Here is a 20,979-nt window from a genome sequence, read left to right on the forward strand (position 1 = left end):
CGGAAGGGAGGCGGGCAGGCGTGAAAGATCGCATCTTTATGGTAGGAAGCGGTTCGCTCGGGTGCAAGCTGACGAACGAATACGACTGCAACATGTATTTGCTTGTCGGCGGATCGTCAGCCGCCCTCATCGATAGCGGGGCCGGTATAGACCCGCAAGCAGTAATCGCGCAAATACGCGCCTGCGGTTTCGACGAGAGCCTAATCGAAGCGATCTTCCTGACGCATGCGCACGCCGATCACGCGGGAGGCGCCGCCGAGCTTCAGCGGCTGACGGGCGCTTCGGTTTATTGTCCCAAAGAAACGGCCCGCGTGGTAAGAGAAGGCGACGAGGAAGCGAACGGCCTGCGCCAAGCGCGGTTAGACGGCATTTACCCGCCGGACTACCGGTTCGAGGCATGTCCTTCGGCCATTGCTGCAGCGGACGGAGCCTCGATTGCAATCGGCGATGTAACGCTGAAATTCCTCGCTTCGCCGGGCCACAGCAGCGATCATGCAAGCTTGTATTGCCCGGAGCTTCGCGCGTTGTTTAGCGGTGATGCCGTATTCGCCGGCGGGAAGATCGCGGCGATCGGAACGCCCGATTTTTCAATGGAAGCGCTCGCTTCCAGCATTCGTAAGCTAGCGGAGCTGAACGTCATGCATCTGTTCCCCGGGCACGGATCGCCCGTCATCGGTACGGGAAGCAAGGACGTTCGCGAAGCGATGGAGATTTTCGCAGGCGGCGGTATTCCAAAGAGCATCGTATGATGCATGTTCATGAGAACCAGAACTTATGGGAGGTTATTGAGGATGAGAAAAGGTTATTATACGGCGCTTGGTACGCCATTAGACGGTTCAGGCAATGTGATCGAAGCCAGTTTGCGCAAGCATGCGGAGGATCAGGCAGCCGCCGGAGCATCCGGTCTTCTCGCGATGGGATCGATGGGCATTCAGCCGCAGATCAAGGACAGCCAGTTTGTCAAGGTAGCCAAAATCACCGCGGAAGCGGTACAGAGGCAAACGCCTGTTTTCGTAGGGGTTATGGACAATTCGGTCGCCCGCGTCAAGGCTAGAATCGAAAGCTTGTCCGGCTTGCCGCTCGACGGGGTCGTAGCGACGACGCCTTACTACTATGCGCTAACACAGGATGAGGTGCTGCGCTTCTTTACGGAGCTGGCCGAGACTTCCGAGTTTCCGCTTTACTTGTACGATCTGCCGGGCGTGACGAAGACGAAAATCGCAGCGTCGACTGCTCAAAAGCTGATGAGCGTACGCAATATTGCCGGCATCAAATCCGGCGATTTGCCTACTGTCCGTACGCTCGCTCGCGTGCAGCAGCAGACGAATCCGGCGTTCGAACTGCTGTTCAGCGGCCTCGATGTGTTCGATGCTGCATACGAATACGGCATCGAGAAAAACTTGGACGGCATGTTCAGCTGTACGCTCCCGCTTGCAAACAAGCTGTACGGCTCCCTCGAAGCCGGGGAGAAAGAAGCGGCGTCGGCTGCGCTTGACGGCATCATCCTCCTGCGCGACACGTTCGTAGAAGTAGGCGTATTCCCCGGCTTCTCGTATGCGATGAACGTGCTCGGCTATGAGGGGGATTTCGCCCCGGATTACGCGCCCAAGCTGAACGAGCAGCAGGCCCTGAAAGTTCGCGATTGCATGGAAAAGCTCGCACTTCTCTAATAGAAGCTGTACGGGAGTTCCACTTGTGAACAGCTGGCGGTAATCGTTATCAAGATGTGGAGGGAAGCGCATGTACAAGCGAATGTACGCGGGAAGCTTTCAAGCCGCCGAGCTGGAGACGGGGACGAAGCAAAGCTTCGCCTTGACGTTGAACGGCGCAGACGGCCTGGAGCAGCTTGCAGAAGAGGCAAATGGGGGAGTGGAGCGGGAGGCTTATATTCCCGTCCATGCCATAAAAAGCGCCGAGCCCGGGCCGACGCTGCTCGTGCTTGCCGCCGTTCACGGAGATGAATATGAAGGCGTTCAGACGATCATCGAGCTGTGCCGCGATTTGCAGCCGGACGATATTCGCGGGACGCTGCTGATGGTGCCTGTGACGAACGTACTGTCATATTACGGGGAGACGCGCACGACGCCGGAGGACGGCTGCAACCTTGCACGGGAATTTCCGGGCAAGCCGGACGGCACGATAACGCAGCGGCTTGCCTGGCATTTGCAGCGGCAGCTGATCGGCAAAGCCGATTTCATGCTGGATTTGCACAGCGGAGGAACGCATTTTGCGGTACCCGAGCTTGTCGGCTACTACCATAACGACGATAGCGAGGTCGGCCGTCGTTCCCGCGCCGCGGCGGAAGTGTTCGGCATGGAGGTGCTGTGGGCGCATCCCGAAATCGCGCCCGGCAGAACCGTCTCCGCAGCGCTGGAATGCGGCGTGCCGTTCCTGTACACCGAAGCTTATGGCGGCCGCCGTATTCGGCCGGACGAGCAGCTTCGTTTTCGCGGCGGCGCTCTGCGCTTAATGCGGCACCTCGGCATGCTGTGCGAGCCTTCCCGGTGGATCGAAGGCGAGTCGCCGCCGATCCGGTATCGGCTGTCGGGCGACGGCAACTTCGACGTATCGGTTAACTCGGCGGCGGAAGGCTTTTTCATCCCCGAAGTTGCGCTGTTGGATGAAGTAACCGCAGGAGTCCGGATCGGAGCCGTCTATGACTGGTTCGGTACGCTGCTGGAGCCGTTTCACGCGCCGAAGTCCGGCGTCGTCGTAGGCATGACGGGCACGCCTTATATCCGTAAAGGCGCTTATGTGTATATGCTGACCCAAACGGCGGAAGCTTTATAAAATGGCAGGCTGCAGCGAACGTCGCTGCAGCCTTAGTCTTTTCGCGTCTCGCCCGCTTCTTCGAGTGTGATATTAATCACAGTACGAACCTGCGTAGTCCGGTAGGATATGGATAGCATGTTATCTACTATCGAAACGGAGGGGCGGTTATGAGGTTCGGCATCGTCCAAAAGCTAGTGGCAGGGATCGTCGGCGTATCGATAACCACATACGGCTGCAGCGCTTTTTTTATTTTTGTTCTCAAGGATCGTATCGCACCGGAAATGCCGCAGCTTATGTATATCACGCTTGTGCTTGCGGCCGGCGTATTTTGGAGCGGCTTTCTCGGCTGGCTCGCGGCGAAATGGCTGGTCAGGCCTTTATTGAGGCTAACCGGAGCTGTAAACGAAGCGTCGACGGGCAATTTGCGCGTTGCGATTCCGATTCCCGATTCCTCCGATGAAATCGCGGCGCTCAGCGCATCGGTACATAAAATGATGGACAGTTTACGGCTCATCGTCGGTGAAATTTCCAATACGGCGTCTCTAGCGAACCAAAGCGCTTCTTCCTTAACCGGCGTCATCAACGATGCAGCCGGACAAATCGAGTCGATCTCGCGGACGGCGGAATCGATCTCCGACGGCGCCGACCATCAGTCGTCCTCGGCGGACGGCACGCTCCTCTCCGTCGAGCAAATGACGATCGCAGCGGGCAACGTCCGTACGAAGGCGGAGCACGCCTTGCAGCTGTCTCTCGGCACGGTACATACGATCGAGCGGAGCGGCGAGACGGTACGCTCGTTGGTTAATGGCATTAACGAACTGACTTCGTCGAGCAGTCATTCGATCGGCCTGGTCCAGCAGCTCGACGAAAGCGCCAGGGAGATCGGAAGTATTTCGCGCATGGTCGGGGAAATTGCGGATCAGACGCAGCTGCTTGCGCTCAACGCCTCGATTGAGGCGGCGCGGGCAGGGGAGCACGGCTTGGGATTTTCGGTCGTTGCGGGAGAGATCCGCAAGCTTTCGGAGCAGTGCGCATCCGCGGTCGGCGATATTAACGGATTGATCGGTCAAATCCAGGCGAATGTCCGTTATGTCGTCGGAACGATGAAACGCCAGGTAGACAGCGTACTTGCGGAGGCGCAGAAAGGAGAATCCGCCGGACAAGCGCTGGACTTGATGAAGCATTCCGTCAAGGAAGCGGCTGTATCCGTCGAGGAAATCGTGGGTGTCATCTCGGATCAAGAAATTCAAATCAATCACACGCTCAACGAGACGAGGGACATTGCCGGGATCGCGAAGCAGATATCCGGAGGCGCCCGCAAGGTCGCTTCCGCGGTTCAGGATCAAACGGCCGTTATGCAGGAAATTGCGGCTTCCTCGGAAATTTTACGCGATCAAGCGGACCGTTTGAAGGAAAAGGTGAAAGTTTTTCGGGTGTAGACTGCCGCTCCTTTGGGAGCGGTTTTTCTATGTGATCAGGCGTACAAAGCGAATCGAGAGAGTCGGCACAAGGAGATGTCCGATGGATCGATAAAACGTTTACAAACGGAGACTGTTCGCTGTAATAAAGACGGCTTATAGACTTGTCTCTAAATGGTTTGGCCATGTACCATGAAGGTATCAACTATTAAAGGAGTGGAGTTTTCGATGAGAACGATTGAAGAACTCGAAGCAAAGCTAGCGGAACCGTCTGCAGCGCTAATTGAAGACATGAAAAACCTGGACGGAGACATCATGCTGCTCGGTATCGGCGGCAAAATGGGTCCCAGCTTGGCTCGTCTCGCCATCAACGCGATCAAAGCGGCAGGCGTAAGCAAAAAGGTTTACGGCGCTTCCCGTTTCTCCGATAAAGCGCTCAAGGAAGAGCTGGAACGCGACGGCGTGGAAACGTTCACCGTCGATCTGCTGAACGACGAAGAATTGAAAAAGCTTCCTAAAGTTAAGAACATGTTGTACATGGCCGGGAACAAATTCGGTACGACAGGCCGCGAGCACTTCACATGGGCGATGAACGCATACCTGCCGGGCCGCGTAGCCGAGCACTACCGCGATTCCCGTATCGTCGTATTCTCCAGCGGCAACGTGTACCCGTTAACTCCGGTAACGGCCGGCGGCGCAACGGAAGCCGTTTCTCCAAACGCGAACGGCGAGTATGGACAATCGTGTCTCGGACGCGAACGCGTATTTGAATATTTCTCCAACACGTACCAAATCCCTATGGTCATTTACCGCTTGAACTATGCGATCGACCTGCGTTACGGCGTATTGCTCGAGCTGGCTAAATCGATTAAAGAGCAGCGCACGATCGACATTTCGATGGGTCATGCGAACGTGATCTGGCAAGGCGACGCCAACGAAGTGGCGCTGCGTTCCCTGCTTGTCTGCAGCACGCCGCCGAACGTGATCAACGTGACCGGTCCGGAAACGATCTCGCTCCGCTGGGCGGCAAACGAGCTCGGCAAACGCCTTGGCGTGAAGCCGATCTTCGAAGGAACGGAATCCGAAACGGCTCTTCTGAGCAACTCCACCAAAATGAGCAGCCTGTTCGGCTATCCGAAAGTATCGCTTGGCCAAATGTTTGACTGGGTTGCGGAATGGGTAGCCCAAGACGGCGCAACCTGGAACAAGCCGACTCATTTCCAAGAAAGGGATGGGAAATACTAATGGCGACTAAAACGTTGACTCCGGAACAAACGAAGGCGCTTCACGAAGGACTTGTCATTCCGGCGCATCCGCTGGCGCTTACGGAAGACCGTAAGCTGGACGAACGCTCCCAGCGTGCGCTTGCCCGCTACTATATGGCGGCAGGCTCGGGCGGGATTGCGGTAGGCGTTCACTCGACGCAATTCGAAATCCGCGACAAAGGCATCGATCTTTACGAGCCGGTTCTCCGCATTGCGGCGGAAGAGGTGGCCAAGGCGAAGCTGGATCGTCCGTTCCTGCTGGTTGCGGGCATTTGCGGTCCTACGGAGCAGGCCTTGAAAGAGACCGATATCGCCGTTAGCCTCGGCTATGACGCTGCATTGCTCAGCATGGGCGGCCTGAAAGACTGGACAGAGGAGCAAATTCTCGAGCGTACGGCACAGGTGGCGGCACGCATTCCGGTAATCGGCTTTTACCTGCAGCCATCCGTTGGCGGCCGTATTTTCAGCTATGATTTCTGGTGCAAATTTGCGGAGATCCCGGGTATCGTAGCCATTAAAATGGCTCCGTTCAACCGCTACCAAACGATCGACGTGGCGCGTGCGGTCATCAACTCCAGCCGCCGTGACGAAATTGCGCTCTACACCGGAAACGACGATAATATTGTTAACGATCTGCTCACGGCTTATCGGTTCAACGTGGACGGCAAGCAAGTGGAAAAACGGATCGTCGGCGGGCTGCTCGGCCACTGGTGCGTATGGACGCAAAAAGCGGTCGAGCTTCTCGAGGAAATCAAGCAGGTGCGCGAGAATGCTCAGCTTTCCGCGGAATGGCTGACGCGCAACATCGCCGTTACCGAAACGAATGCGGCTTTCTTCGATCCGGCGCATAACTTTGCGGGCTGCATCCCCGGCATTCATGAAGTGCTTCGCCGCCAGGGCTTGATGAAAGGCACCTGGTGCTTGAATCCTCACGAAGTGCTCTCGCCGGGACAATCCGAGGAAATCGACCGGATGTACCGCGATTATCCGGAGCTTAACGACGACGAGTTCGTGAAAGCCCATTTGAACGAATGGTTGGAGCAATAAGAGAAGGTTGATCATGACTGGCTGACGAGAGAAGGGATCGGAATGACGGAACGGAGCAAAAAGGCTGACGGCATCGCAATCGGCATAATCGGGCCTAATGCGATGATGGATAAGATGGAGCAGGTGCTGAAAGGCTTCCCGTCCTTCGTGCCGGTTATGCAAGGCTACCGGTACGAAGAGGAAGCGGTCGAGCTGGCCGGCTCGCTGATGGAGCAGGTGGAAGTGATTTTGTTCACCGGTCCGTATGCGTATCGGCTGGCCAAGGACGCGCTGCATTTTACCGTTCCGGTTCATTTCATCCCGCTCACCGGAGCCGGTTTGTATGGAGCGCTTTACCGGATTCGGCGAGAAACGGGCGGCCAGACGCTTTCGATCGATTCGCTTTCCGAGAAGGATGTGGCGAGGGCGTTCCGCGAGCTGGACGAGGAAACGGACGGCGTCGTGCTCTACGAGGGCGCCAAATATCCGGCCCGCGAGGAACTAATCCAGTTTCACTTGGCGGAATACCGGAGCGGCAAAAGCAAAGCGGCCCTTACCGGCCTGCGCACCGTTTCGGAAGCGCTAACGGAGGCGGAAGTGCCGAATGTATGGCTGCTGCCGGCGGAGCAGGATATTATTTCCTCGCTCGAACGTGCGCTTTTGTCGACGGAATCGCGCAAAAATAAAGAAATGCAAACGGTTGTCGGCTTCATCAACGTAGACGATTTCTCGGCGCTTGCGGGGAAGCAGACATCCGAACACGACGTACAACGGCTGAAGCTGGACATTCACCGGATGATTTTCAACTATGTGGAATCGCTCGACGGCTATTTAAGCAATATGGGCGGCGAGGAATATACGTTTATTACGACGCGGGGCATTTTCGAGAAGGAAACGGGCGGCTACAAGTATATTACGCTCGCGCAGGAAATGAAATCGAAGTTCGCCGTTTCGCTCAGCATCGGAGTCGGCTTCGGCCGTTCGGCTAACGAAGCGGGGACGCATGCGCGGGTTGCGCTTCGCCGCTGCAAGGACTCGGGCGGTAACATCTGCTTTATCGTACGCGAAGACCGGAGCATGATCGGACCTCTCGAAATGAACGAGCCGGTTCATTACGAGCTTTCGCTCATTCATACCGAGCTGCTTAAGAAAGTGGAGCAGGCCGGTGTTTCGCCGATTTACTTGAGCAAGCTGTTGGCGCATGTTTCGCGCTTCGGCAAATCCGACTATATCGCCAAGGATTTGGCGACGATACTCGGCGTAACCGTAAGAAGCACTCACCGGTTCCTCAATTCGCTTGAGGATGCGGGGCTGGTGGAAATTATCGGGGAAGAGAAGGGCGACGCCAAAGGACGGCCGAAGCAAATATACCGGCTGAACTTCGTTTCCGATATCATTCGCGGCATGTAAGTGGTAAGATATAGGTGTTTATGCACTTAAATCTTATTAGAGAAACGGTGATTTCGAGATGAATTTGCCTGCGCTGCCTACTTATTCGTGTATTCAAAAGCCATTTGCGGGACTGCCTTCGGGAACGGACGACGTTTGGAACGGCATAGAAGCCATGGAACTGCTGGAAACGGCCGGCGGGGACAAGCCGACGCTAGCCACGACGGTTCAAGCGTTCTGGACGGAGGAAGCGCTTTACTACCGCTTCGTCTGCGAGGACGACCGGATAGTCGCAACCTTGTCCGGGCATGACGCCCCGATCTATGACGAGGACGTGGTCGAAGTATTCCTCAGTGAAGCCTGCGATTTCGGGTCCTACAAGGAATTTGAGCAAAGTCCGGCAAACGTGCTTTTCGATGCTACGATCAAGAACAACCTTGACGGCACGATCGAAGTGAATACCGGCTGGCATGCCGCCGGCTGGGAAACGACGGTCGAACGAAAGGAGAACGGTTCCCAAATGATTTATGTTTGGAAACTGCCGTTTGCCAATTTCGAGGGCGGTACGCCTTCGCCCGGAGACGAGTGGCTGATGAACTGCTATCGCATCGATCGGGGAGCGACGAAGAAAGACGACCAGTACATGGCTTGGTCGACTACCGGCATCGTCGATTTCCATACGCCCAAACGCTTCGGCACGATTCGTTTCGTATGACAATTTATCTATAACGCCCTAATGCCTTCCTGTTTACTCGACAGGAAGGCATTTTATTTTAGGGCTTCCGTTAAACCATGATGATTACCATGGCGACGATCGTCGTGACGACGAGGCCGAGCACGACTGGCTTCAGGTTGCGGCGTGCCACCTCAAAGGGGTCGACGCCGCAAATCGCGGCAGCCGGTATAAGCGCCCACGGAATGAGTGTGCCGCCGCCGACCCAGATGGCGGATATTTGGCCAAGCGCAGTTAGAGTGGCGATTCCTGCTCCGATGGCAGTGGCAAACAGATTCGCGATGGAACCGACGAGCGAGATGCCGGAGAAGCCGGAACCGTCAAGACCGGTAATCGCTCCCACGGATGTTAGCGTTACGGCGCTCACTTCCGGATTGAGCGGCACCGAATTGGCGAGCGCAAGGCCAAGATCGTTCACGATGCCATGCGAGGCTTCCGGCAGCACTTTACCGAAAATATCGGCGAAGGAAGAGTCGCCCAAATAGAAGAAAGCGGCGATCGGGATAACCGGACCGAACACTTTAAAGCCGAACTGAAAGCCTTCGATCAAATACTCGGTCGTTTTTTCCAGCCCCTTATTCCGATGTGCCAGAAGGCTGATGATCATGAGGATGAACACCGATGTACCGCCGATCAAGGCTGTGGCGTCGCCGCCTTGCAGCTTCAAGTAGGACATGGCCGCCAAATCGCCTAGGAACAGGAGCGGGATGACGACGGCCATCGTATTTTTTGCTGCGGAGGAAAGGTGGATTTTGTCCGGCTGAGGCCCGCCGTACGCCGGTTTGGTCGGTTGTGCGGCGAGACCGGATTGAAAAGTCAGCTTGCCGTTCTTCAGGTCTCTGCGCATAAACCAGAACGCCGCGGCCGTTGTAACGGCACCCATCACGATAACGAGCGGCACGCTTGCCGAGATTACATCGGACACCGGAATGCCTGCGGCGTCAGCGGTCAATTTGGGTGCTCCTTGAATGATAAAGTCGCCGGATAGTGCGATCCCGTGTCCGAACAAGTTCATGGCGATCGCGACGGCGAGCGGCGGGAGCCCTGCGCGAATCGCGGCAGGAAGCAGGACGGCGCCGATTAAAGCAACGGCGGGGGAAGGCCAGAAAAACCACGAAATAACCATCATCACGATGCCGACCGTCCAATAAGCGAGCGTCGGATTGCGCATGAGTTTGGTGAACGGGGATATCATCGCTTCATTGATCCCCGATACGAGCAGCACGCGGCTCATCGATACGATAATGGAAATGACGAGTATCGTCCCCAGCAGCTCTTTGATGGCGACAATAAAGCTGCTGAATATCCCGCTTACCGATTGGCTAAGCGATTCGGTGGCCATCAGACCGAGCACGAAAATTCCTGCGATGCAAACGAGCGACGTATCTCTGCGCATGACCATAAATCCGATGATCAGAGCGATAAACGCGAGGTATACCCAGTGCAGGCCTAGCAGTTCGACTCCCATAATACCCCTCCATGAATGGGCTTACATATTGGTGCTATAGCTTATGCAAATAGCCCAGATAAGGTGAGTGCGGGTACTAATGCCCAAGCGGGAGTGAATACACTCTGTAGAAAGACGTTGCCGAATATTTCCGGATTTGCGTGAGCCCCGCTCGGCAGCATCCAGCCGTTTTTCTAGGGAGGGCTTGAGCAGGACTGGGATTATGGAAAGCGATATCATCGTATTTCGGCATCTATCGATTGGCTTTTACCAAAAGGAGGTGTGCCTATCTACCTCAGTGGGGGGATAGGAAAAGGTTGGACAGTGACCCGTTACCGATGCTCGCAGAGCTGACGCTTGTCGCGGTGCTTGTTCTTCTTAACGGCTTCTTCGTTGCCGCCGAGTTCGCCTTGGTCAAAATCAGAAGCAGCAAATTGGATACGCTTGTGCAGGAAGGGAACAGGAGGGCCAAATTTGCGTTGAATATCGTAGGCAATCTGAATGCATATTTGTCCGCTTGCCAATTGGGCATAACGCTCGCATCGCTGGGTCTCGGCTGGATCGGGGAACCCGCCGTGGCGGAACTGCTGGAACCGATGCTGGGCGGTATCGGCGTCCCCGGAACGATTATTCATACGATTGCGTTTCTAATCGCTTTCTCTGTCATTACCGCGCTTCACATTATTATCGGCGAGCAATTTCCGAAGACGTACGCCATTCGCAAGTCCGAGGCTGTCACATTATGGACGGCAGTTCCGATGATCGGCTTTTACAAGCTGATGATTCCGTTTATATGGATGCTGAACGGATCGTCGAACTGGCTGCTCCGCAAATCGGGTATCGAGCCGGAGTCCGAGCATGAATCGGTGCACACCGGGGAAGAAATACGCCTGCTTGTAAAGGAAAGCCACAGGAACGGTCTGATCGACAACGAGGAGCTTGCGCTGGTCGATAACATTTTTGAATTCTCCGAAACGTCGGCCCGCGAAATCATGATCCCAAGAACCGAAATGAAGTGCCTGCATGCCGATCTGTCCTTCGACGAAAACATGAAAATCGCCGTAGCCGAGCTGCACACCCGGTTTCCGGTATGCGATCCGGACAAAGACAACATCATCGGATTCGTGCACATCAAGGACTTGCTGAAGCACAAGGACGGCGTATGCAACATACGCGAGCTCGTCAGGCCGCTCACGAATGTGCCCGAGACGATGCCGATCAGTGCGCTGCTGAAGCTGATGCAGAAGAAACGGACCGAGATGGCGCTGCTGATCGACGAATACGGCGGGACATCGGGACTAGTGACGGCCCTGGATATTATCGAGGAGATCGTCGGGGAGCTGCACGACGAGTTCAACGTGAAGCGTTCCGTCATCGAGAGGAAGGACGAATTCACCTTTTCGATCGACGGGCTTCTCTTGATTGAGGATTTCAACGAACATTTCGGTTTTGCTATCGAAACGAACGATTACGACACGATAGGCGGATGGATGTACGCCAAAATTGAAATGCCGCCGCGCAAAAATCAATCCGTCTATTTATGCGGCTGCGAATTCGTCGTAGATGAAGTCGACCATATGCGCATTTCCCGGATCCTTGTACGAATCGATGCAAAGCGGCGCGAAACGCCGAAATATCGACAAGAAGTGTCGTAACGTGACGATGCCCCGGGAAATAAACGAGCGCCTTTTGCCTATTGCAGGCGAGGGCGCTCTTCACTCTTGTTTCCGGTACTGCAGCGGAGAAATTCGGGCAACCGCTTTGAAGACGCGGCCGAAGTGAGCGATGCTCTCGAAGCCTACATGGTCGGCGATATCGATAATTTTATTTTCCGTTTCCTTGAGCAGCCGCTGCGCCTCTTTAACACGGATCGCATTTACGTATTCGACGAACGAAAAGCCGGTTACTTTCTTGAACGAGCGGCTCAAATAATGCGGGCTCATGTAGAAACGTTCGGAAAGCTCGTTCAGCGTTAGCGGAAGCGCATAGTTTAGGTTGATGAAACGGACGATTTCGGTTACCTTGCCGTGCAACGGGGATTCTGCGGCGACAGCCGTCGTCTTGTGCTTCTCGAGATAACGGCTGGCGAACAGCAAAAGCTCGATCAGCAAGTGCTTCATATACAGTTCAAAGCCCGTGCCGTGTGCATGAGCTTCTTTGGTCAGCTTCAGCAGCAGCTGTTCGACGAACATCCGCTCCTGCATATTCAGGCTGAGCACGCGGCCGGACGGATGGGTAAACGGCTCGAATAAGAAACGGTTATCTGCGTAATCGTTCGCATAGGCGTCGCTGAAGTTGATGAGAACCCGCTCATGCTGCGGGTTTTCGGCATTTAGGGAGCTATGCAGGTCGAGCTTGTTAATGAAGACGAGATCTCCCTGCTGCAGCGTAAAGGACCGGTCTTTAATAAAGTAGAGGCGTTCGCCCGACAGCAAATAGTAGACCTCGTAATTGCGATGAAAATGATTCGTCCGCTCGAACGGCTCGGTCCTTCGGATATGGTGGATGTAGAGATCGTCGTCCTCCGAGCCGTAGCTTACGGTCGCCATATCGCTCATTATGCGTCATTCCTTCCATTGAACAGCTAATGCAAGTATAACAAACAATCGGATGCGATGGACAAAATTTGCAAGAAAATCAGGGATAAAGGCAAAAACTGCGAAGATAAATAGCGGATATTGTTCTATGATGAGCGTATAAGGCCCCCCGTTAACCGGAGGGGACCAATTGAGGGGGCGACCATAGCGATGGCAAATTTAGCTGCAATTACGGAAATAATCAAAAACGGTCAAACGGCAAACGTATCCGATGCCGATATCCGCACCTATCCCGCTTCATTTGATACGAGCGGCGGCACCGCCTGCCTCATGATCAAGGAAAACGGCGTCAGAAAGCTGCTGGCAGCGGGCTCCGGCGCTCTGTATGAAGAGCTGCATGGCGAAGAAAGGGACGGCGGCAAAATATGCCCGCTTACGCATGCTAACCGGCTTGCGCTCAACCGCCATTTTCCCTATACCGTACCGCAAGCTTTCGGCACGCAGGTTGCGACGATCGGTCTCGGCGACAGACTCGGTCTGGCCGGACCCGGGCATGTGCAAACGGTTCGCGGCAGAGGCGTGAAGCCGATATTGGCCCAGCAGAGCATCCGCGAGCTTACGCTTACCGGACGCGACTACAAGGAAGTTGTCGATGCGGCAAGCTTTGCCGTGTTTCAGGAGGGCTACAAGGACGGCTTCGGCGCAGACGGCGACCATCTGAAGGCGGAAGCGGACATTCGCATGGCGCTTGAACTCGGATTCACCATGCTGACTTTGGACTGCTCGGAGAAAATCGACAATACGATCGACGGGCTTTCCGAGACCGAGATTGAAGCGAAGTACGGCAAGCTGCATGCTGATGTTCGCGAGCATTTCGAAGCGCGTTACTTGAACCGGGATTTTGCCGTCGGAGGGAGCGTCATTCGCTTCGATCGGAGCAGCTTGATGAAAAACGTGCTCATTTACGGGGAAGCGATTTCGTTCATGGCGTACATCTACACGGCATATATCAAGTCTGCCGACCGGGCGATCGACTTCGAAATATCGATCGACGAAACGTTAACGCCGACCGATCCGGAATCGCATTTCCTCGCCGCGAACGAGCTGTACGCTCAGGATATTGCCATATACAGTATGGCGCCGCGGTTTTGCGGGGAGTTCCAGAAAGGAATCGACTACATCGGCGACGTGGTCCAATTCGAGCGCGAGCTGATCGTGCACGCGGCGATTGCCGATCATTTCGGCTATAAGCTGAGCATCCACTCCGGCAGCGATAAATTTAGCGTGTTCCCGCTAATCGGCAAGCACACCAACGGGCGCTTCCACGTCAAAACGGCCGGAACGAACTGGCTTGAGGCGGTTCGTACGGTCGCAGTCGTCCATCCGGATTTGTACCGGAGGATGCACCGATACGCGTATGAGCATTTTGAAGAAGCCAAGGCGTACTATCACGTTACGACGGACATTGCCGCGATTAAGCCGCTTGACGAGGTATCCGACGAACGGCTGCCCGAATACATGGAAGACGATAATGCGCGTCAGCTTATCCACATTACTTACGGCATCCTGCTGCAGGCGAAGACGGCGGAAGGCGGTTCTTTGTTCAAAGAGGAATTTTACCGTACGCTGAACGAGCAAGAAGAGGCCTATGCGCAGTCGCTCGTTCGTCATATCGGCAAGCACTTGGATCTGCTGGGCAAATGACATATATAGGCGAGGCCATAAGGAGAGGATCGAGCATGGAGATTCAAACGAAGGAACAAATGCGCGATTTCGTGTACGAGACCGTGCGTACGACGCCCATAACCGACGTTCATACGCATCTGTTCACGGAGGCGTTCGGCGATCTGCTGCTGTGGGGGATCGACGAGCTGCTCACTTATCATTATTTGGTTGCCGAAACGCTTCGCTTTCATCCGCAGCTGCCTTACGAATCGTTCTGGGCTATGCCGAAGCGGGAACAGGCCGATCTGGTCTGGCAAACGCTGTTTCTCGACCATTCGCCTTACAGCGAAGCCTGCCGCGGCGTTCTGACCGTGCTGAGCAAGCTTGGGCTTGACGTGGAGAGCCGCGATTTGGCCTCTTACCGGGCTTACTTCGATGCCGCTCCGCTGTCGGATCACATCACGAAGATTTTCCGTCTCGCAGGGGTCGCTTCCGCATGCATGACGAACGATCCGTTCGTCGAGAAGGAAAGAGCGGCATGGACAACGCTGGAGGAAGTCGATCCGCGCTTCCATACCGCCCTCCGCATTGACCCCATCCTCAATCAATGGGAATCGAGCTGGCGCAAGCTGGCGGAATGGGGCTATGAGGTGGTGGAGGAGCTTGACGAGCGCTCGTACGGGGGCATACGCCGCTTTCTGAACGACTGGATCGACCGCATGAATCCGCTCTATATGGCGGTATCGCTTCCGCCGTCATTTGCCTTTCCCGAAGATTCCGCGCGCGGCCGCATTATCGAGAACGCGATCATTCCGGTCGCCCGCGACCGCGACATTCCGTTCGCAATGATGATCGGCGTGAAGAAACGGGTAAATCCCGCACTGGGCGATGCCGGCGACAGCTTAGGCAAAGCGGACGTAACGGCGGTCGAAGCGATATGCGCGCAATACCCGGACATTAAATTTCTGGTGACGATGCTGTCGCGCGACAATCAGCACGAGCTGGCCGTAGCGGCGCGTAAGTTCCGCAATTTGCTCGTGTTCGGCTGCTGGTGGTTCCTAAATAACCCAAGCTTGATCGAAGAAATTACGCGAATGCGCTTCGAGCTTCTCGGCGCGAGCGTCATCCCGCAGCATTCCGACTGCCGCGTCCTGGATCAGATGGTATACAAGTGGGACCATTCGCGCGGCATTATCGCCAAAGTTCTTGCCGACAAGTACGGCGACATTATGGATACGGGCTGGAAGCCCGCCAAGGCGGAAATCGAACGCGACGTAGCCGATCTGTTCGGAGAAGCGTTCTGGCGTTTTCTCGGGAAGCCGAATCCGGCGATGCTGCCGGCTACCTAGCGTCCCTCCGATCCATCGAACGGCTTGCCAGACTATCCATGCAGCAATTGCGGATAGTGCCGGCAAGCTTTTTTTTATGATAAACTAGTGGCGAAAGGAGGGGAGCTATGGTGTTAGGACGCTCCGTGTCCTCGTCCTCGGGGCTCCCTGCAAAGGAATCGGAATACGATACATAGATTAGCTTCACCTTGAGGGGGATTTACTCGGATTCAACCAACCTTCCCGGTTCTGAAAAGTGGCCTTTTTCAACAAGCACTAATAATGAAAGTAGAGGAGCATACCATGAATCCTTTCCATACCGTGATCGGCACGGAAGAAGAGTTAAGAGAGCTGCTAGGCTATCCCAGCCCGCTTGCCGTCAATAAAGTTATCGGGCAGCTCGATGCGCATTGCCGCGAATTCATTGCCAAGTCGCCGATCGCATTCATCGCGACGGCGGATGCTTCCGGTGCCTGCGACGTATCTCCGAGAGGCGATGCGCCCGGCTTTACTGCCGTACTAGGCGACAAGCACCTGCTTATTCCCGAGCGGCCCGGCAACCGCCGGATCGATTCGATGCGCAATATTTTGGCAAATCCCCAAATCGGCGTGATCTTCATTATCCCGGGACTGGAGGAAACGCTCCGCATCAACGGGAAAGCGTGTATCGTCAAGGATACCGGTCTTTTATCGGCGCTAGAAGCACACGGGAAAATACCGCTGCTCGGCATCGGCATAGAGGTGGAGCAGTGCTTCGTGCACTGCGCGAAAGCATTCAAGCGCTCGAAGCTGTGGGATTCGGGCTCCTGGCCGGAATGGGAAAGCCTGCCTTCGATGCCTAAAATATTGGCGGAGCATGCGAAATCGTCGGGGCTGACGGAAGGGGACGTTTCGGCGGTTCTGAAGGAAAGCTACGAGAAAAGGCTTTACTAAACGGGAGGCTGGGATCTTGAGCGGAACGCAAGCGGTAATTTTCGATTTGTATGAGACGCTGATCTCCGAGTACGAGAACGGAAGCCGGAAGGTCAGCAGGTCCAGTCGCGATATGGAGACGCTTATCGGGCTTTCGGACGAACGGTTTAAACGGGAATGGAACAGCCGCCAAGACAAGAGGATGACGGGACATTTCAGGACGTATAAGGAAGTGATGAAGGATATAGCCGAATGCAACGGCATGGGATTCTGCGAGGAAACGGTCGAAGCCTTATATACGGAACGCATTCTCGAGAAATCGGCGGCTTTTGTGCAAATTAGTCCGGAGATCGTTCCTATGCTTAGGAAGTTGAAGGCTGGCGGCTTGAAGCTGGGACTGATCAGCAATTGTACGGAGGAAGAAGTCCGTTCCTGGGGGAGCTGCGGATTGGCCGAGTATTTCGATCAAGTCGTCTTTTCGTATGAAGCGGGGCTTGCTAAGCCGGATGAACGTATTTACAAGCGTGCTTGCTCCCTGCTCGAGGTAGAAGCGGAACAATGCGTTTATATCGGCGACGGAGGGTCGGACGAGCTGCTTGGGGCCTCCCGAGTCGGTATGCGCGTTTACCAAGCCGTATGGTTTATTCCGGCGTCTATCGCGGATAAGCATGGACGGTATCCGAGAGCGGCGAAGCCTGCCGATGTCATCCGTTTGCTCTCTTGTTAAGAGCAGCGTTCCTATCTATTTATCTATAATAGTGCGTGTTTAAAAAGGCCACTTTTCAGAACCGAGAAGGTTGGATGAATCCGAGTAAATCCCCCACAAAGTGAAGCTAATCTTCGTAGCGTTTTCCGATTACTTTGCGGGGAGCCCCGAGGAACGAGGACACGGAGCGTAGGCAAAACCTACGTGAGTACCTACAAGCTTTCCGGAGGAAAGCTGCTTCGGAAGCATACGCTTTACCGGGTGAATTCAAGATTCGATGTCGAATAACTTACAGTTCTGCTTCGTTATCAAAAGGGGGGTTTTTAAACAACCTCTAAAATTGAGCCGTTTCACCCTTTCCAAAAATATATTTTGCTGCTACCGCCCCAAAACGAGTCATGATTCCGAATATTATGGAATATGAAAAAAACGGGGTGATTCCAGTGAAGCCAATTTCAAACCGTTACGAGCTTAAAGATTTGATTGCGCCGCTGAATGGCGGCCAGCTATATACAGGCAAAGATATGTCGCTCATGCGGCTCGTGTTTCTCTATGAAATTCCTGTCCGGCAAGGCGTCGTCATCGAACCCTATATTCAGAAAATCGGCAAGGCGATGCAGGAGTCTACGCATACGCAATTTTTGCATATTTTGGATGTTGAGTTTGGGGAAGAGCAGGTACGAATCGTCCTGACTTACCGCGAAGGGGTTATGTTTCGGCAATTTGCCCGCCAGCATACGCTCACGTTCCGGGAAGCGGTCGGCATGATCATACAATTCGGACGTATCCTGTTGGAAGCGGCCGAAGAACGGTCCATGGAATTCTCCCTCAAAGCAGGAAACGTATGGATTACGGACGATCATAAAATTAACGTCATTAATAGTTGGGACCGGCCGGTCGATCATCAGAGATTGTCCAAGGAGCTGCTCGTTTTGCTGGTTCAGCTTGTGAGCCGGACGGCCGAAGAGCCGACGGACGGTCAATGGGTCGAAGCGGAGCTAAGACGGCATTTGCGCGATATGCCGGCTTCCAGCCGCGAAGCGGTCGTTTCAACGTTCATGAACGCCTGGAACGGGCGGTTGTCGCTGAATGCGTTTATCCAGAATCTTCATCATTTGCTGCAAGGTGCGAAAGAAGGGGGGAGAAGCGTCGATCGTTCGGAACGAGTCGTAAACGGCGAACGAGTTCAACGTGCCGAACGTGTCGAACGAGCCGAGCCGCACCGTGTCCAGCGCGTGCCGGCCATGAGCGAACCGAAACGGCCGGTACCTGCGGTTGAGGATGAAGATGCAGCGGATACGATCGAAGAAGCGGACCGTGAAAAGACGCCGGTCAAAAGACGCTTATACCGGCTCAGCAAACGGCTATGGCAGGGTCTCGGCTTGGCCGCGTTAACGATAGCGGTCTTTATCGGCGTGTTCACGATGCTGATCCAGTCGACTGACGGCAAGGGAAAGCAAACCGGCCCGGCGGCGACGGCAAGCGGCGACCGGCAAAGCCCGCAGCCTTCGGCCTCGGCTTCGGCGAAGCCGAGCCAGGATACAAGCAAGCCGCCTTCCAAAGAACCGTCCAAGCAGCCGTCTCCGAGTCCTTCACCTTCCTCCGGAAGCCAAGGGGAAACGACGGGACCGGTTCACGTTCCGAACTTGAACGGGATGACCAGGGAAGCGGCTGAGAAAACGGTGCTGGCGACCGGGCTCCGGTATTCGTTTATTATCGAAGTGAACGAGAAAGCGGCGGGAACCGTATTCAAGCAAGAGCCTGCAGCGAGCGAAATCGTTTCGAAAGGCGACCGCATTACATTCTGGATCAGCAAAGGCCCCCAATAAGCCTCCTAAACGTTGCATCTGCGCCGGCGGATCGTATATAATGCAAACATATGTTCTGTAAATAGCAAAAGAACACCGGTGTTCAGTCATGGGGGGGAAGTATGAAAGGTTCTACGCATCTTGCGATCGGCACGGCAATCGGCGCGGTTGCCGCCGCTTATTATCCGTTTACATGGAAGCATGCGGCATTGTACGTTGCGGTCTCTGCATTTTCCGCTTTAAGTGCGGATTTGGACGGTCCCAGCATGCTCAGCAGCAAGCTCGGCAAAGCTTCGAAGCTCCTGCGCGAGTTTGTTCTTTGGGGCGGCGTTCTGCTGATGGCCGGAGTCCTGTATTTGTTTCTGATGCAAAATAGGTTCTATCCCGAGCTTACGGCAGCGGCCGTCATGGTTTTTCTGCTCGGATTTGTCGCCAAAGAAGGCGTAATCCGCAATGCGCTGGTCAGCGTAATCGGGTGCGGTCTTATTTACGCAGGCTGGAGCATGCAAATGAACTGGCTGATGGGTTTCGGACTATTTGTCGTTTGGGCGCCATGGCTTAAGCATAGGGGGATGACCCATACGGTTTGGGCGGTTATCCTATGGGGCGCAATCGGCTGGGGGATGGAAAACCAGCTGCAGGTGGAAGGGATCGCAGCCGTCTCCGTCTTGGGCTACGTTTCGCATCTGGTTGCGGATACGCTCACGCCGGCAGGGGTTAAATGGCTATATCCGCTTTACAAAAAGTCGATCAAGCTTCATATTTAGGCTGTTTGACGGCGCAGCGGAACTAAACCGTCATCGGGCGAACCGAGGGATACATATTGCTACCCCCGTCCACTTCAAGTAGACTATAGGTGCGATGTTATCGATGAAGATTGACGGAGGCGCTGCAGCATGACGGAAGAACATTCGACGCCCGCTTGCTGTTCCGTTGCGAGACCGGCTGACGAACGGCCGGCCGAGCCGGAACAGACCATCTTGCCGAGAGCGGGAGAAGGCGATCGAGCAGGCATGATCTACTTGCCTGGCGGCGAGTATGCAATGGGAACCGACAGTAAAGAAGGTTTTCCCGACGACGGAGAAGGTCCGGTGCACTTGATTAAGCTGAAGCCGTTCTATATCGATGCTTGTACGGTTACGAACGCCCAATTCACGGAATTCGTCAAGGAGACCGGCTACAAGACGGAGGCCGAAAGGTTCGGCTGGTCTTATGTATTCCACAGCTTCGTCTCTCCTTGGGTAGCACGAACGGTGCATCAGGTCGTGCAAGGCGTGCCCTGGTGGTGGCCGGTGAACGGAGCCTTCTGGTATCAGCCGGAAGGCCCGGATTCGAACATCGAATCGCGGATGGATCACCCCGTCATCCACGTTTCTTGGAACGATGCGAACGCCTATTGCAAATGGGCGGGGAAACGATTGCCGACCGAAGCCGAATGGGAGTTTGCCGCACGCGGCGGACTCGACCGGATGATGTACCCTTGGGGCGACATGCTAATGCCGGACGGCCAGCATTACTGCAACATTTGGCAAGGGACGTTCCCGGAGAAAAATACGGCCCGGGACGGATATGCCGGCACTGCGCCCGCGAAATCGTTCCCGCCGAACGGCTTTGGCTTGTATAACGTTTCGGGCAACGTATGGGAATGGTGCTCCGATTGGTTCAGCAAATCGTACTACAAGGAATCGCCGGACGCCGATCCGCAAGGACCTGCGAGCGGCTTAAACCGCGCGATGCGCGGCGGCTCGTACTTGTGCCACAAATCGTACTGCAACCGGTACCGCGTAGCGGCCAGAAGCTCCAATACGCCGGACAGTTCTACCGGTAATTTAGGCTTTCGCTGCGCGGCGGACGCTTAACGCTGCGAAGGTCCAAAAAGCAAAGAGGCTGTCTCGGAAGCCAAGGAAATGGCGGAGACAGCCTCTTTCGTATTATTAGGCCACCCGGGGATTTCGGGTCGGCCTATTTTTACC

At 55.1% G+C, this 20,979-nt stretch carries 18 protein-coding genes; 16 read left to right on the forward strand and 2 right to left on the reverse strand.

The genetic code is table 11. The features are described from left to right. The first annotated feature begins 20 nt into the window (after positions 1-20). From ACKGJP_RS14845 to ACKGJP_RS14880, 8 genes are all read left to right on the forward strand, one after another. Positions 21-749 carry an MBL fold metallo-hydrolase gene (locus ACKGJP_RS14845; RefSeq protein WP_409346396.1) on the forward strand — a complete coding sequence of 243 codons (729 nt, stop codon included), beginning with the start codon at positions 21-23 and terminating at the stop codon, positions 747-749. Between the two features lie 42 nt (positions 750-791). Beyond that, positions 792-1,670, forward strand: a complete 879-nt coding sequence (locus tag ACKGJP_RS14850) for a dihydrodipicolinate synthase family protein (protein ID WP_409346397.1) — start codon at positions 792-794, stop codon at positions 1,668-1,670. A 70-nt stretch (positions 1,671-1,740) separates the two neighbouring features. Beyond that, positions 1,741-2,790: a succinylglutamate desuccinylase/aspartoacylase family protein gene (locus ACKGJP_RS14855; protein WP_409346398.1), complete on the forward strand. Its 1,050-nt coding sequence runs from the start codon at positions 1,741-1,743 to the stop codon at positions 2,788-2,790. A 149-nt stretch (positions 2,791-2,939) separates the two neighbouring features. Then, complete coding sequence (locus ACKGJP_RS14860) at positions 2,940-4,211, forward strand: methyl-accepting chemotaxis protein (RefSeq protein ID WP_409346399.1); 1,272 nt, start codon at positions 2,940-2,942, stop codon at positions 4,209-4,211. Positions 4,212-4,418: 207 nt separating this feature from the next. Further along, entirely contained in the window at positions 4,419-5,435 is a 1,017-nt protein-coding gene (locus ACKGJP_RS14865; RefSeq protein ID WP_409346400.1) for an NAD-dependent epimerase/dehydratase family protein, read from the forward strand. After that, positions 5,435-6,502, forward strand: a complete 1,068-nt coding sequence (locus ACKGJP_RS14870; RefSeq protein WP_409346401.1) for a dihydrodipicolinate synthase family protein — start codon at positions 5,435-5,437, stop codon at positions 6,500-6,502. Before ACKGJP_RS14865 ends, ACKGJP_RS14870 begins: the two co-directional genes overlap by 1 nt. Before the next feature lie 42 nt (positions 6,503-6,544). Next, positions 6,545-7,891 carry a hypothetical protein gene (locus tag ACKGJP_RS14875; RefSeq protein WP_409346402.1) on the forward strand — a complete coding sequence of 449 codons (1,347 nt, stop codon included), beginning with the start codon at positions 6,545-6,547 and terminating at the stop codon, positions 7,889-7,891. A gap of 58 nt (positions 7,892-7,949) precedes the next feature. Then, positions 7,950-8,585: a carbohydrate-binding family 9-like protein gene (locus ACKGJP_RS14880; RefSeq protein ID WP_409346403.1), complete on the forward strand. Its 636-nt coding sequence runs from the start codon at positions 7,950-7,952 to the stop codon at positions 8,583-8,585. A 70-nt stretch (positions 8,586-8,655) separates the two neighbouring features. Here ACKGJP_RS14880 and ACKGJP_RS14885 read toward each other — a convergent pair whose 3' ends face one another. Continuing rightward, positions 8,656-10,071, reverse strand: coding sequence for a hypothetical protein (locus ACKGJP_RS14885; protein ID WP_409346404.1), 1,416 nt, complete (start codon positions 10,069-10,071; stop codon positions 8,656-8,658). 296 nt (positions 10,072-10,367) lie between these two features. Here ACKGJP_RS14885 and ACKGJP_RS14890 point away from each other — a divergent pair, with 296 nt between their 5' ends. Next, positions 10,368-11,705 (forward strand): hemolysin family protein, encoded by a 1,338-nt coding sequence (locus ACKGJP_RS14890; RefSeq protein WP_409346405.1) that lies wholly within the window; start codon positions 10,368-10,370, stop codon positions 11,703-11,705. A 60-nt stretch (positions 11,706-11,765) separates the two neighbouring features. Here ACKGJP_RS14890 and ACKGJP_RS14895 read toward each other — a convergent pair whose 3' ends face one another. Further along, positions 11,766-12,608, reverse strand: a complete 843-nt coding sequence (locus ACKGJP_RS14895) for a helix-turn-helix domain-containing protein (protein ID WP_409346406.1) — start codon at positions 12,606-12,608, stop codon at positions 11,766-11,768. A 189-nt stretch (positions 12,609-12,797) separates the two neighbouring features. On the opposite strand from ACKGJP_RS14895, the gene ACKGJP_RS14900 reads away from it, so the two are divergent. The 7 genes from ACKGJP_RS14900 to ACKGJP_RS14930 all read left to right on the forward strand — a co-directional run bounded on the left by ACKGJP_RS14900 (position 12,798) and on the right by ACKGJP_RS14930 (position 20,865). Next, the gene (locus tag ACKGJP_RS14900) at positions 12,798-14,291 is read left to right on the forward strand and encodes a tagaturonate epimerase family protein (RefSeq protein ID WP_409346407.1); all 1,494 of its coding nucleotides are present in this window, start codon (positions 12,798-12,800) and stop codon (positions 14,289-14,291) included. A gap of 35 nt (positions 14,292-14,326) precedes the next feature. Next, a complete protein-coding gene (locus ACKGJP_RS14905) occupies positions 14,327-15,601 on the forward strand; it encodes a glucuronate isomerase (RefSeq protein WP_409346408.1) in 1,275 nt (424 codons plus the stop codon). Between the two features lie 282 nt (positions 15,602-15,883). After that, on the forward strand, positions 15,884-16,513 hold the full coding sequence (locus ACKGJP_RS14910; RefSeq protein ID WP_409346409.1) for a pyridoxamine 5'-phosphate oxidase family protein: 630 nt from the start codon (positions 15,884-15,886) through the stop codon (positions 16,511-16,513). A gap of 16 nt (positions 16,514-16,529) precedes the next feature. Further along, on the forward strand, positions 16,530-17,219 hold the full coding sequence (locus ACKGJP_RS14915) for an HAD family hydrolase (RefSeq protein ID WP_409346410.1): 690 nt from the start codon (positions 16,530-16,532) through the stop codon (positions 17,217-17,219). 422 nt (positions 17,220-17,641) lie between these two features. Next, positions 17,642-19,027: a PASTA domain-containing protein gene (locus ACKGJP_RS14920; RefSeq protein ID WP_409346411.1), complete on the forward strand. Its 1,386-nt coding sequence runs from the start codon at positions 17,642-17,644 to the stop codon at positions 19,025-19,027. Positions 19,028-19,128: 101 nt separating this feature from the next. Continuing rightward, entirely contained in the window at positions 19,129-19,773 is a 645-nt protein-coding gene (locus ACKGJP_RS14925) for a metal-dependent hydrolase (protein WP_409346412.1), read from the forward strand. A gap of 129 nt (positions 19,774-19,902) precedes the next feature. Beyond that, positions 19,903-20,865, forward strand: coding sequence for a formylglycine-generating enzyme family protein (locus tag ACKGJP_RS14930; protein WP_409346413.1), 963 nt, complete (start codon positions 19,903-19,905; stop codon positions 20,863-20,865). The last annotated feature ends 114 nt before the right edge of the window (positions 20,866-20,979 follow it).

The organism is Paenibacillus litoralis (assembly GCF_046244365.1).
Taxonomy (GTDB): domain Bacteria; phylum Bacillota; class Bacilli; order Paenibacillales; family NBRC-103111; genus Paenibacillus_V.